At 61.1% G+C, this 13,242-nt stretch carries 13 protein-coding genes; 9 read left to right on the forward strand and 4 right to left on the reverse strand.

The features are described from left to right. Positions 1-20: 20 nt before the first annotated feature. Positions 21-1,826 (reverse strand): helix-turn-helix domain-containing protein, encoded by a 1,806-nt coding sequence (locus A4R29_RS31585; RefSeq protein ID WP_063173998.1) that lies wholly within the window; start codon positions 1,824-1,826, stop codon positions 21-23. Between the two features lie 198 nt (positions 1,827-2,024). On the opposite strand from A4R29_RS31585, the gene A4R29_RS31590 reads away from it, so the two are divergent. Beyond that, positions 2,025-2,633, forward strand: a complete 609-nt coding sequence (locus A4R29_RS31590; protein ID WP_063173999.1) for an amino acid synthesis family protein — start codon at positions 2,025-2,027, stop codon at positions 2,631-2,633. Positions 2,634-2,917: 284 nt separating this feature from the next. Here the strand turns inward: A4R29_RS31590 and A4R29_RS35515 are convergent, their stop codons facing one another. After that, on the reverse strand, positions 2,918-3,601 hold the full coding sequence (locus tag A4R29_RS35515) for an oligopeptide/dipeptide ABC transporter ATP-binding protein (protein WP_082827653.1): 684 nt from the start codon (positions 3,599-3,601) through the stop codon (positions 2,918-2,920). Here A4R29_RS35515 and A4R29_RS31595 point away from each other — a divergent pair. Then, entirely contained in the window at positions 3,534-4,046 is a 513-nt protein-coding gene (locus tag A4R29_RS31595; protein WP_063174000.1) for a YciE/YciF ferroxidase family protein, read from the forward strand. The genes A4R29_RS35515 and A4R29_RS31595 overlap by 68 nt on opposite strands. A 557-nt stretch (positions 4,047-4,603) precedes the next feature. Here A4R29_RS31595 and A4R29_RS31600 read toward each other — a convergent pair. Both A4R29_RS31600 and A4R29_RS35665 read right to left on the reverse strand, forming a co-directional pair. After that, on the reverse strand, positions 4,604-4,972 hold the full coding sequence (locus tag A4R29_RS31600; protein ID WP_338039893.1) for a hypothetical protein: 369 nt from the start codon (positions 4,970-4,972) through the stop codon (positions 4,604-4,606). After that, positions 4,926-5,291: an enolase C-terminal domain-like protein gene (locus A4R29_RS35665; RefSeq protein ID WP_366212637.1), complete on the reverse strand. Its 366-nt coding sequence runs from the start codon at positions 5,289-5,291 to the stop codon at positions 4,926-4,928. The genes A4R29_RS31600 and A4R29_RS35665 overlap by 47 nt, the downstream gene beginning before the upstream one ends. Positions 5,292-5,697: 406 nt before the next feature. Here A4R29_RS35665 and A4R29_RS31605 point away from each other — a divergent pair, with 406 nt between their 5' ends. The 7 genes from A4R29_RS31605 to A4R29_RS31635 are packed head-to-tail and all read left to right on the forward strand — an operon-like array spanning position 5,698 to position 13,241. After that, complete coding sequence (locus A4R29_RS31605; RefSeq protein ID WP_082827622.1) at positions 5,698-6,402, forward strand: heme-binding protein; 705 nt, start codon at positions 5,698-5,700, stop codon at positions 6,400-6,402. Next, entirely contained in the window at positions 6,399-8,279 is a 1,881-nt protein-coding gene (locus A4R29_RS31610) for a methanol/ethanol family PQQ-dependent dehydrogenase (protein WP_063174002.1), read from the forward strand. Before A4R29_RS31605 ends, A4R29_RS31610 begins: the two co-directional genes overlap by 4 nt. Then, the gene (locus tag A4R29_RS31615) at positions 8,260-9,129 is read left to right on the forward strand and encodes a substrate-binding domain-containing protein (RefSeq protein ID WP_063174003.1); all 870 of its coding nucleotides are present in this window, start codon (positions 8,260-8,262) and stop codon (positions 9,127-9,129) included. The genes A4R29_RS31610 and A4R29_RS31615 overlap by 20 nt, the downstream gene beginning before the upstream one ends. Then, on the forward strand, positions 9,126-9,659 hold the full coding sequence (locus tag A4R29_RS31620) for a c-type cytochrome (protein ID WP_027161881.1): 534 nt from the start codon (positions 9,126-9,128) through the stop codon (positions 9,657-9,659). Before A4R29_RS31615 ends, A4R29_RS31620 begins: the two co-directional genes overlap by 4 nt. 14 nt (positions 9,660-9,673) lie before the next feature. Next, the gene (gene coxB, locus A4R29_RS31625) at positions 9,674-10,666 is read left to right on the forward strand and encodes a cytochrome c oxidase subunit II (RefSeq protein WP_013525141.1); all 993 of its coding nucleotides are present in this window, start codon (positions 9,674-9,676) and stop codon (positions 10,664-10,666) included. After that, positions 10,663-12,639, forward strand: coding sequence for a cytochrome c oxidase subunit I (gene ctaD, locus A4R29_RS31630; RefSeq protein WP_013525140.1), 1,977 nt, complete (start codon positions 10,663-10,665; stop codon positions 12,637-12,639). The genes coxB and ctaD overlap by 4 nt, the downstream gene beginning before the upstream one ends. Then, positions 12,636-13,241 carry a cytochrome c oxidase subunit 3 gene (locus A4R29_RS31635; protein ID WP_013525139.1) on the forward strand — a complete coding sequence of 202 codons (606 nt, stop codon included), beginning with the start codon at positions 12,636-12,638 and terminating at the stop codon, positions 13,239-13,241. The genes ctaD and A4R29_RS31635 overlap by 4 nt, the downstream gene beginning before the upstream one ends. Position 13,242 lies beyond the last annotated feature (1 nt).

Genomic DNA, 13,242 nt, shown 5'->3' on the forward strand with positions numbered 1-13,242 from the left:
CGGCGGAGGCTGGAACGATGCTATCTTTCGACCGAATCGCGGTTGTCGATGACCTCGCGCAAGCGGATGGCGAGCTCGAAAGCAAAGCGCCGCTCAGGGGTATCGAGATCGACACCGAACAGTTCCTGGATGCGCGCCAGCCGGTACCGCAAGGTGGTCACGTGCAGCCCCATCGCATCAGCGCAGGCCTGGCTGCGGCAGCCTTCGCGCAGATACGAGAACAACGTCTCCATATAGGGGGTGCCGTGCTGGCGATCGTGATCGGCGATGGCGCCGACACTGTCCTGCACGAAGCTCCGCACATCCTCCACCTCGGCGGCCGCGATCAGCATCGGCAGCGGGCCGAAATCCTGGCTGGCAAAGACGCCGGTCCGGCCGAACGAGCGTCCGATACGGATCATGCGCCGGCAGCGATCCCATGCCGGGGGATAGTCCGCAAGTTTCGTGCAGAGGCCGGAAAGAACGACGAACGGTTCCTGGCCGAATTGGCGCCCCAGTTCCTCGGCAACCTTGCGCAGCAGCTTGGCGACACGGTCCTTGTCTTCGCCCAGCTCAGCCGGGATCAGGCAGACGAGGCCATTGTCGACGACGATGATGTCAGCCGCGACCGAGTTCTGCTGCAGCAACCGGATCACCGCATGATGCGGATCGACCAGACGTCCGGCGCTGCTTTGGGCGGCTTCAGGCAGGTCGATGAGGATCATCTGCTTTGGTGATGCCAGCCCTACGCCAAGCCGCTGCGCCCGCTGCGTTACATCGGCGGGGTCGTGCCAGCGATGCTCGACCACCTCCATGAACAACTCCGTCAGCGTGCGTGTCTCGAATCGGAAGCGGATGAAGCTGCGCATCATCTGGACGCTGAGCGCGAATTTGGCGCTGTCCAGCAGAAGCAGGTCGAGCTGGCTGAAGGGCTCCTGCATGGTGAAGATGACCATTGCCCCGACAGCCTCGGCATCAACACTCAACGGTTCGATCTTCGCGGTGAGACGCAGACGGCGCTTGCCGTCGTCGAGGAAGAACGTATGAGCCTCGCTGTGCGGCTGATCCACCGCCGACCGCGCGACCTTCATGATCTGCCGGTGCAGGCTGGTGTTGGCGGCAAGCTGCCAGGCCGCGTCGTCGAAATGCTTCTCGCTCGGGGAGCGGCTGGCGACGATCAGGTTGGCGGTGAAATCGACCACGACGACGGGGTTGGGCACCAATGCTGCGATCTTACCGGCAAGCGAACGCATCGAGCTTTCGGCCAAGGCCTGCTGCAGCAGCGACGTATGTGCCTGGAGCGCCTGCTGGAGCCGTTCCGATGCACGCTTCTCCTCGCGCAGCTTGTGCTGTTTCTCGACAGCGATTTCACCGAGATGGACGATCATCCCGATGAAGGCGAGATCGTCGGCGCTGACGTCCATGATCTCTCGCGAGATGACGCTGAGCACCATCGGCCTTCCGGCCTCGTCGAGGCAACTCATCGGCATTACCAGAACGCTGCGGTAGTCGCGTTCGAAAGCCTCCATGCGATAGCCAGGAAACTCCTCCGAGACCCGGGCATCCCTGATATAGACGGCCTCGTTGCGTTGCAGGGCAACGATCGACGGACTGGTGGCGAGTTCCCAGCGGTCGGGGAGCGACCGCTGGATCAAGGTCGGGTCGTGGCGAACGATCACGTAAGCATGGCCATGCGGTGCGTCGATGCTCATGATCGACCCCATTGTCCATCCGGCATGCCGGCAGGCGGCCAACACCAGATCACGCAACACCGTGCTGAGATCGCCGCCTGAGTTGATCAGGCTGGCGGCGTCGCGTAGCGACAGGATTTGCGACTGATGGTTCACTGGTGCGACTGTTCCGGCTGACCGATCTGTTCCTGTTGGCACTGCGAGCCCCGATATAAGCAATTCGCGGCCGAGTGAAGCTACACGTCTTCCGAGAGCGAGACATCCGGTTTTTCCTCTGAAGCAGAGGAAGACGCGTGGTGCGCGCCTTCCTAGCCTGGCCCTTTCGAGTTTGGGCAGAAAGGACCGTTGGCGCGAATGGAAATCAGGAAAGTCTGCACCTTCATCGACGAGGTTCTGATCGAGGGCGGCAAGGTCGCTGGCAAACCGGTCACATCGATCGTCGTCGCCGCCGTGTTGAAGAACCCGTGGAGGGGACGCGGCTTCGTCGAAAACCTTCGCCCCGAGATCATCGACATCGCCCCCAGGCTCGGCGCCGAACTTACGCAGCGGCTAACCGCCTTGATGCCGCCGGCCGAGATCGAATCCTATGGCAAGGCCGCGGCCGTCGGTATCAATGGCGAAATCGAACACGCCTCGGCGCTGATCCACACGCTGCGCTTTGGCAATCTGTTCCGCGATGCCGTCGGCGGCACCACCTATCTCGAATTCTGCAACACCAGAAACGCCGCGGGGGCGTTGTTGTCACTGCCAATGATGCACAAGAGCGAGAACGGGAGGCGTTCGCATTTTATCACCGCGAATTTCCAGATTGCCGACGCGCCGGGTGCCGACGAAGTGCTGGTTGCCATCGGTGCCGCCAATGGCGGACGTGTTCACGCCCGCATCGCCGACAGGTTCCAGGATATAGCGGAAATGGACGCGGAAACGGCTCCTCCTGATAATCGGAGTCGTGTCAGGTCGTAAACCGACCAGCCTTTGTCCTGTCTTTCAAGCGCGCCATTGCGGGACATTGGCTGCGAAAGGCCTTCTACAAACCGGGGTGGCTTCTGGGAAGAGGGACCTTGTTTCGTGCAAGGAGCCGACCTATTCTAACTATGGATGAACAAGGCACGTTCGTTTTTCCGGGCACGGTCGAACTCGCGGCGTAGCCACGGCGCGTCTGCCTGGTTGTCGTTCAGATATAGTGACTTGCCTCCCCTTTATCCCTAAACGCCCTGAGCATGTGATCTGACAAATGTGCCTGAGGGTTATGCCCCCAGTGAAGCTTGCTCTTTACCGGCAACCCAGCATGCCACTTTGCGCAACCCTGTTCCCCTAAGAGGCGGACGCTGATCTATGCACTTTTCGATTTTGGAACTGCATCGCGGACAAAATGCGCATCCAATCTGTTTGTCCGCCAAATCCGGCGGCCGTCCCTCAATTGAGACCAGACCGCTTTCAAGGCGAATGTCGAGCGGCGGCACGGACTTGATAAGCGCCGAGGTGTAGGGATGCGATGGCGCAGAGAAAACTTCTGATACGGGACCCTCTTCAACTATACTTCCAGCATACATTACAATAACTCTTGAGCAGAACTCCGACACAAGCGCGATATTATGGGATATGAATAGAATTGACGATCCGGTGCCTTGATTCATGCTCTCAAGGAGTTCTATTATTTGCGCTTGGACCGTCACGTTGCAGCCAGGACTACCTGAGCGTCGGGCGGCGGGTGCTGGGAGACAGGTCTTGAGCGTCATGGCTGTCCTGAATAAATTGGTCGCGTTCAATTTCACTGCAATCAGAGAACGCTCTCCGGAACCAGTTGCCCTGCATCGAGTTGCTATTCCGCCTCGCTTTTGAGCGCGAACGGGAGAACACAGGATGGCACCCACTAAGAAGGCATCACCGAAGGGCCTGAACGAACTTTTCCACGACACGTTGAAGGACATCTATTTCGCCGAAAAGAAGATCGTTGCGACGCTGCCGAAAATGGCAAAGGCCGCTCAAAGCCCAGATTTGAAGGCGGCGTTCGAAAAGCACCGCGAGGAAACGAAAGAACACGTTGCCCGGCTCGAACAGGTTTTCGAAGTGATCGGCAAGAAGCCGCAGGGAAAGACGTGTGCGGCTATTGTGGGCATCACCGATGAAGGTGCCGAGATCATGGAGGAATATAAGGGCACACCTGCCCTGGACGCCGGCCTGCTGGCTGCGGCCCAGGCTGTGGAGCACTACGAAATCTCACGCTATGGCACACTGAAGACCTGGGCCTCCGAACTCGAGCTGGATGAAGCGGTTTCTCTCCTCAATTTGACGCTTGGAGAGGAAAAAGCGACCGACGAGGCGCTGACACAACTCGCTGAATCGGCTGTCAACATGGAGGCCGAAAACGTGTAGTAGCCCCACCAGGCGAAGACTGGCCCGTCGCGTACGCGAATCTCACGGGAGGTATCAAATGGGATATCCAGGTACGCTCGTTTCAAGACTACTCGGCAAGAAGCCCGGCCCCGCTGGCAACGGCGATATGCGCAAGTCGACTGGCGCGGGTCCTGCAATAGCAGCGCATTCGAAAGACGCGAAGACAACGGCGCCGACCGGCCAGAACCGATCGGCGGCAGCAAAAGAAAAATGACCGACGCCGTAGGAGCGTAGTCACTGGACAGCCAACAATGCGACCTTTGACGCCCATTTCCGGTCAACCCTTTGAAGCAGGCGGTTCGGTCCTGTCCAGACTGCCCCGTCAGGTCGACTTGCAAGGCTTGCAACCAGTAAAATACCAGTGTCATCAGTACAAGCCATCGACAAAAGGTCTAAATTGTTAATGGGACGTATGTTATATTTCCTTCTCTCTACAAATCGACCGATGCGCAATATTTTGCCCTGCAGAAGACCCACTGAAGCAATCACGCAGTCCAAAGGATCGCAATTAAACCTCTAATAGGCCATTCCAGATTTCAAATGCAGTTCAACTCGGGAAGGAGGGTGGCAAAACCCAATCCCGGAGGCGTCTGGACCTTTAGACCAAATGCCATCGGTAGGTAGCGGATGATGATCTCGTCCTGCCGGAAACGGCGCTCCAACTCCGCTCGGCGCCTTCGCCAATCGGGCAGATCGACTTCTTCCGTCATCACCTCGAAGATGACAATCTCGTCCATGTCGGACTCTTTTCCCTCCCTCCATACCCCTTCCGCGGGCGTCCGAAAATACGCGGTGACACCTTTGAAGGTATTGGCGAGTTCGTCCTTCACACGATCGAAGTCTTCCTTGGCGAAGGGCTCACCCGCGTTGTCGGAACGAGGAAGCAGGATCTGGACAAGGTGCATGCGGCCGCCTCCAAGCTCTTCCAACGGCGGCGACCGGCATCATGTTCCATCGGCTGACGCTGCGGGCAAAGGCGTAAACGTGAACCAGGCTGACGGGAAGTTCCTGCATTCCGTGACTGCAGATGGGAATCCTGGCCTTGCGTGAAAGTGCTGCCACCCGCAGCCAGCCCGTGACACCGCCGCAGTTGGAGGCGTCTGGTTGGATGTAGGCGAGCCTCGACCAAGCAAAGGGGCGTGCCCGACTCCTCGATGACAGGCAGGTTTTCTCCCATTGCCAAGGGCCGACAGGTTGCCTTGGCAATGCTGGCGCAACGTTCATAGGTGCCGGCACAATGGGCAGGGATCAGTCAGCCCGTCAACTGCCTGTTTTGGCTACGTTTATTCCTTCTCGCCGGGTGTCGTTTGCATCACAATACACGTATGACAGTAGGTACCACGATCTCGGCCGCGGATATTGCGCCGGCGACACGGACAGACGGCAACCTTGCATCGGCGCACGCGGCTGCGCAATTTTTTGCAAAAGCAGGAACATAGCTGCATCGCCCAAGTTAAATAGCGACGGCATTGGACCACGGACTCATTTTCGCATTTTCCAGGCTGCCAGAATGCTCCGGGGTTCTTTGATGCTCGAACGAATGGGCAGGACAATGTATCGCTGTCGGCGTTTGCTATCAGCCTTTGGTCTGGTGTTGTTGACGAGTGGCCTGTTCCCACAGGGCCAAGCCATGGCACAGGCGCCCTGCCCGGCCGACCACGATAAGCTGCTCGCCGCACTCAAGGCCAATGTGAAAGCAAGCGGCGGACCTGCCAACGGTGGCTTTGAGACCAACGAATGGGCCGCTGTCGTTGCTCGCGACGGCGCGGTGTGCGCGATCGCTTTCAGCGGTCCCACCGCCGATTCGCAATGGCCAGGCAGTCGCCTCGTCGCGGCGGAGAAGGCCAATACAGCCAATGGGCTCAGCCTGGCGCAAATGGCCCTATCGACGGCCAATCTCTACGCGGGGACGCAGCCGGGCGGGCCGCTTTTCGGCTTGCAGGAGACCAACCCGGTCAACCAGGCCGCAGCCTATGCGGGCGATCCCAAAATGTTTGGAAGTGCCAGCGATCCTCTCGTCGGCAAGCCAATTGGAGGCGTCGTCGTGTTTGGCGGCGGGCTTGCCCTCTATGACGGCAAGAGCATCGTCGGAGGCCTCGGGGTCTCAGGAGATTCCTCATGCGCCGATCACAATGTCGCCTGGCGTGTTCGCGCGGCGCTTGGCCTCGACAAGGTTCCCGCCGGGGTCAATCCCAATCGCAAGGACGCCATCGTCTACGATGTCGATCCCGGCGGCAAAAGCGCCTCGGGCTGGGGCCATCCGCTTTGTGCCGGCACCGAGGCTGACATCGCGGCGGAGCTCGGCGCCGGCGTGGGAGGCTCGATCCACAAATGAAAGGCATGCTGCACCCGGCACCAGCGCGCGTTGACGCAGGACAAGGCGCCCGCGCATTGGCGACCGAGAATTCCTTTCGCACGGGCATACTCTCGGTGATGCTGCTGGCATGCGGCCTGTTTCTGAGCGGTGCCTCGGAGCCCGCATCGGCGGCGGCTATCGCGCCGCCCGCCGCCGCGGCGCCACCCGATGACGGGCAATGGACAATGCCGGCCAAGAACTACGCGTCGACCCGCTTCAGCGAACTCAGCGAGATCAACGAAGGCAACGTCAAGAACCTGCAGGTCGCCTTCACCTTCTCGACCGGCGTAAACAAGGGCCAGGAAGCAGCGCCGCTGGTCGTCGGCAACAACATGTACATCGTCACGCCCTTTCCCAACATCGTCTACGCGCTCGACCTTTCCAGGCCCGGCGCGCCGATGAAGTGGAAGTACGAGCCCAACCCCGAGCCGGCGGCACAAGGAGTGGCCTGCTGCGATGTCGTCAACCGCGGAGCGGCCTTCGCCAACGGACGCATCTTCTTCAACACGCTGGACGGCCACACGATCGCGCTCGATGCCAATACGGGCAAGCCGATCTGGAACACTCATATCGGCAACATCAACATCGGCGAGACCATCACCATGGCGCCGCTGGTGGTGAAGGGCAAAGTTCTGGTCGGCAATTCCGGCGGCGAAATGGGCGTCCGCGGCTGGGTCAAGGCGCTGGATGCCGGAGACGGGCATGTTGTCTGGACGGCTTATGGCACTGGACCCGACAAGGATGTGCTGATCGGCCCGGACTTCAAGCCCCACTACGACATGGACAGGGGCACAGACCTTGGCGTGACGACATGGCCACCGGAAGCCTGGAAGATCGGCGGCGGCAATATGTGGGGCTGGATCTCCTACGATCCGGACTTGAACCTGATCTTCCACGGCACAGGCAATCCAGGACCGTGGAATCCGGATTTGCGGCCAGGCGACAACAAATGGACGTCCGGTATTTTCGCGCGTGACGCCGATACCGGAGCGGCGAAGTGGTTCTATCAGTGGAGCCCGCATGACCTCCATGACTACGACGGCATCAACGAGCAGATCCTTCTGGACATGACCTGGCAAGGCAAGCCGCGCAAGGTCCTTGTCCGACCGGAACGCAACGGCTACCTCTATATCCTCGATCGGACCACTGGAGAGGTGCTATCGGCCACAGCCTATGGCCCGGTCAATTCCAGCAAAGGCGTCGATCTGAAGACCGGCCGCCTGATTGCAAACCCTGACAAGAGAACCGGCACCGGCAAGGTGGTCCGAGACATTTGTCCCACGGCATCCGGCCTCAAGGACTGGCAGCCATCGGCGTTTTCGCCGAGGACCGGCCTGCTCTATATCCCCCACAACAATCTCTGCATGGATGAAGAAGGCGTCGAGGTAAACTACATCGCAGGCACGCCCTATGTCGGCATGAACGTACGCATGATCCCCGGGCCGGGCGGCAATCGTGGTGCTTTTACCGCCTGGGATGTTTCCGCCGCCAAGCCGGCCTGGGTCCTGAAGGAGAACTTTCCGGTATGGAGCGGCACCGTCGTCACTGCCGGCGATGTCGTCTTTTACGGGACCATGGAAGGCTGGTTCAAGGCGGTCAGCGCCAGGACTGGCGATCTGCTTTGGCAGTTCAAGACGTCGTCCGGCATCATCGGCCAGCCAATAACCTATCGCGGCCCCGATGGGCACCAGTATGTCGCAATTCTGTCAGGCGTCGGTGGCTGGGCCGGCGCCATCGTTTCGGGCGACTTAGACCCACGCGATGCCACCGCGGCACTGGGCTTCGTCAACGCGATGAAGGATCTGAAGAACGCTACCACGGCGGGAGGCACGCTTTATGTGTTCCGGCTGCCTTGATGGATTGAACTTGACCGTACGTCCGGCGCGAAAGGCGTTCCAACGGGTGGCGATCGGCATGGCCGGGCTCGCCTTGTTGCTCTTTCCGGCTGTTGCCAACGCACGTGAATTGAGAGTGTGCGCCGACCCGAACAACATGCCGTTTTCCAACGCGGCCGGTCAAGGGTTCGAGAACAGGATCGCGGAAATTGTCGCCACTGATCTTGGCGCCAAGCTGACGTATACCTGGTGGGCGCAGCGCCGTGGCTTCATCCGCAACACGCTGAAGGCAGGCCTTTGCGATCTCGTGCCCGGCACGCCTGCCAATCTCGAAATGCTGCGCACCACCACGCCTTACTACCGTTCGTCCTATGTCTTCGTGACCCGCCAGGACGGCCCGGACGTGACGTCCTTCAACGACCCGCGGTTGCAAGAATTGCGCATCGGTGTTCAGCTCATCGGCGACGATGGCGCCAACTCGCCGCCTGTCCAGGCGCTTGGCCGCCGCGGCATTGTCGGGCACCTCATCGGCTACCCCGTCTATGGCGACTACTCTGCTCCCAACCCGCCGGCGCGCATCGTCGAAGCTGTCGCGAACGGCGAGATCGACCTTGCCGTGGTCTGGGGTCCGCTCGCCGGCTATTTCGCGCAGAGGCAAAAGGTGCCGCTCCGGATCACGCCGGTCACGCCTCGCATCGATGGACCGCAACTGCCGCTGATGTACGACATCTCAATGGGTGTTCGACGCGAGGACGATGCGCTGCGTGGCGATGTGAATAGCGCGCTTGCCCGACACAAGGCCGAGATCGACGAGGTTCTGGCGCGATACGGCGTACCGCGTCTGGACATGGCCGGGAGACCGGCCCGATGAGGCGCGCTCTGGCGATGTTGCTGCCCTTGACGCTGGCCTTGGTCGCCTGCCAGCGCGAGGAGCGCGACACGCGACCGCAATCGGCGCTCGGCTCAGGTGAGCAGCCGACGCCTGTGACCACGTTGGAGCCGGGCGGACAGCGACCCTCCCCCACCGACAACAAGGCGGCGAGCTTCGAGGCCAACGCCTTCCACATGAGCGAGGGCAAACGCCTGTTCGGCTGGTTCAACTGCTCGGGCTGCCATGCCAATGGCGGTGGCGGCATGGGTCCGGCGCTCATGGACGAGAAGTGGATCTACGGCAGCTCGATGGAAAGCATCCACGCCACGATCCGCGACGGCAGGCCCAACGGGATGCCAAGCTTCGGCCAGAAGATACCCGACGACCAGATATGGGAGCTGGCGGCCTTCGTGCGCGCACTGGGCGGCAACGCGCCGTCTTCCGCCGCGCCGCAACGCGATGACGACATGATGGTGCATCCCTCGGAAAACCGCCTGCCGGATGCCGCGACACTGGGCAAATCACCGTGAAGCGCCCGGCCTCGATGGCCTTCGCCTTCTGTGTCCTGTTTCTGCAGGGATGCGCAGGCTGGCAGTCGGCGCTTGACCCGAAGGGCCCCGCAGCCGGCGAGCTGGCCTGGCTCATCTGGTTCTTTACCGCGCTTTGCGCGGTTGTTTGGGCGCTGGTGATGATCGCTCTCGCAGCACCGCTGGTCATGCGATCGCGTTCCGGCGATGAACCCCTCCTACTCGACGAAGCGGCCGAACGCGGCAAGATGCGCGTGGTCGTGTCCGCCGTCGGAGTGACCACCATCATCCTGATCGGACTGACGCTGCTAAGCTTTTTCGCCAACAGGACGCTGGCTGCGATCGGCTCGGAGGCTGCGCTGACAATCAGGGTGACCGGGCACCAGTGGTGGTGGGAGGTGCGCTACGAGGATGCTACGCCGAGCCGCATCCTGACGACGGCAAACGAGATTCATATCCCTGCCGGCGAGCCGGTGCGGCTGCTTTTGACCTCGACCGATGTGATCCATTCCTTCTGGATCCCAAGCTTGGCCGGCAAGCTCGATCTTATCCCGGGCCACATGAACGTCCTGGATATCAAGGCGGACAAGCCAGGCGTCTACCGTGGTCAATGCGCTGAATTCTGCGGTGCGCAGCACGCCAACATGGGCACCTTCATCATCGCCGAGCCGCGCCCGAAATTCGATGCCTGGCTGAACGACCAGTTGCAGCCGGCCGGCGCGCCGGCGAGCGGCGAAGCCAAGGTCGGTGCGGACCTGTTCCTCAAACGCCCCTGCGTGATGTGTCACAGGATCGGGGGGACGCCGGCCGGCGGAACGGTGGCTCCCGATCTCACCCACATAGCCAGCCGGCAGACGCTCGCTGCCGGGACCTTGACGATGAGCCGCGGCAATCTCGCCGCCTGGATAGCCGACCCGCAAGGCATCAAGCCCGGCTCCCACATGCCGGTGGTGGAGCTCAGCGGCGATGAGCTCAATGCCGTGGTCGCCTATCTCGAGGGTCTGAAATGAGCAGCGCGGATCTCACAAGCCAACGCGACCTGCCGCCGGAGCGCAAGGTATCTGCAAAAGGCGACATCGCGCCCGAGCATGACGGACCGCGCGACACCGGCATGGATGATGCCGGCCTGCATCGCTGGCTCGAGCGCACCTGGCGGACGCCATCCGGCATCGTCGGAGCCTTGTCGAGCGTCGATCACAAGGTGATCGCACGACGCTATTTGATCACCGCTTTCGTGTTCCTTGGTCTTGGCGGCCTCAACGCTGTCGTCATGCGCATCCAGCTTTCTGGACCGCAACGCGGGCTGATCGGGCCCGACCTCTACAATCAGCTGTTCACCATGCATGGCGTTACGATGATGTTTCTGTTCGCCGTGCCCATCGTGCAGGCGACCGGGATCTACCTGGTGCCGCTGATGGTCGGCACCCGCAACATCGCGTTTCCGCGCCTGAACGCGTTCAGCTACTGGGTCTACGTCTCGGGCGGCGCTTTCGCCTGGGTGTCCTTCGCCCTCAACATGGCCCCTGATGTGGGCTGGTTCGCCTACGTACCGCTGTCCGGCCCCGAATTCGCACCGGGCAAGCGGGCTGACGTCTGGGCGCAGATGATCACCTATACCGAAGTGTCGTCACTGGCCGTCGCGGTGGCGACCATCGTCACGGTCTTCAAGCAGCGAGCCCCCGGCATGTCGCTGGACAAGATCCCGCTCTATGTCTGGGCGATGCTGGTCACTTCCTTCGTCGTCGTCTTCGCGATGCCGGCGGTGATGATCACCTCGACTTTCCTGATCCTTGACCGGCTGGTTGGCACGCACATCTTCAACCCGGCCGAAGGTGGGGATGCTCTGCTGTTCCAACACCTCTTCTGGTTCTTCGGCCATCCGGAAGTTTACATCATCTTCCTGCCGGCGACGGGCATGGTGTCCTCGATCATTCCTGTTTTCGCCAGGCGACCGACATTCGGTCATCTCGGGCTGGTCCTGTCGCTGATCGCGGTCGGCTTCCTTTCGTTCGGGCTTTGGGTCCATCACATGTTCGCCACCGGCCTGCCAAAGCTTGGCGCCAGCTTCTTCACCGCATCCAGCATGATGATCGCCATCCCGAACGGCGTACAGATCTTCTGCTGGCTGGCAACATTATGGGACGGCAGACCGGTGATCCGAACTCCGTTGCTGTTCGTCTTCGGCTTCTTCTTCATCTTCGTCATCGGCGGGCTGACGGGCGTGATGCTCGCCTCAGTGCCACTGGATCTTCAGGTCCACGACACCTATTTCGTCGTCGCTCATTTCCATTACGTGCTGATCGGCGGCTCGGTGTTCCCGCTGCTTGGCGCGGCTTATTTCTGGTTCCCGAAGGTCACCGGCCGCATGATGAGCGAACGCCTCGGGCGGTGGCATTTCTGGCTGGCCTTCATCGGGTTCAATGCAGCCTTTTTCCCGATGCATCTGGTCGGCCTGTGGGGCATGCCACGACGTGTCTACACCTATCCGGCCGAGCTTGGCTGGGGCAACATCAACCTTTTCATCTCGGCTGGGGCGTTACTCTTCTTCCTGAGCTTTGTCCTGTTCACCTTCAACCTTGTGCATGGCGCGTTGAAAGGCACCTCGGCCGGGAACAATCCGTGGGACGCAGGAACCTTGGAGTGGGCAACATCCTCGCCGCCGCCGAGCTATAATTTCGCACGCATTCCCATCGTCACTCATATCGAGCCGCTCTGGGCCGAGCGCGAGGCGCTCCCTGTAGCGACCGGGCTCCGCGTCGACGCGCGCGAACTCCTCATCTCGACCGTGGCCGAAGCTCATCCCGACATTCGCGAGAAATCGGCCGCCCCTTCGATCTGGCCGCTTTTAGCGGCGCTGGCCGTCGGCGGCACGTTTCTCTATTCAATCTTCACGCCCTGGGCGATCGTCTGGGGCGCCGCGCCAATCGCCATCACGTTGATCGGATGGTTCTGGCCCAAGGGCGATCCGGAGGACGAGGAATGAAGCAGCGCGCCGCCGCCGATCTTTCTGGCCTGCCCACCTTCGGGCACGGTCCGCGCAGCCCGACCTGGTGGGGCACGCTGGGTTTCATGGCGCTGGAAGGCACGGGCTTCGCGCTGGCGGCCGGCGCTTATCTCTACCTTGCGCAGTCATGGCCAGACTGGCCGCTCAGCGCACCGCGCCCGAACCATTGGCCCGGAACGATCGTCACCATTTTGTTCATCGTCAGCCTTGTGCCTAACCACATCCTCCACCGCTATGCCAAGCAATGTTCGATGGTGCCGGTGCGGATCGGGCTGATGGTCATGTCGCTGCTCGGCATCGCTCCGCTCGTCGTGCGCTGGTTCGAATTCCCGGCCCTCAACATCTATTGGGACACCAATGCCTATGGATCGATGCTCTGGGTGCTGCTCGGGCTGCACACCACCCATCTCATCACCGATGTCGGCGACACTATCGTGCTGACTGTGCTGATGTTCACGCGCCACGGCTATAGCGGCCGTCGCTTCGGCGATGTCGGCGACAATGTCTTCTACTGGGACTTCGTGGTCCTGACCTGGATTCCGATCTATCTGCTCATCTACTGGGTGCCGAGGCTAGGCTGAG

The organism is Mesorhizobium ciceri biovar biserrulae (assembly GCF_001618845.1).
Lineage (GTDB): Bacteria > Pseudomonadota > Alphaproteobacteria > Rhizobiales > Rhizobiaceae > Mesorhizobium > Mesorhizobium ciceri.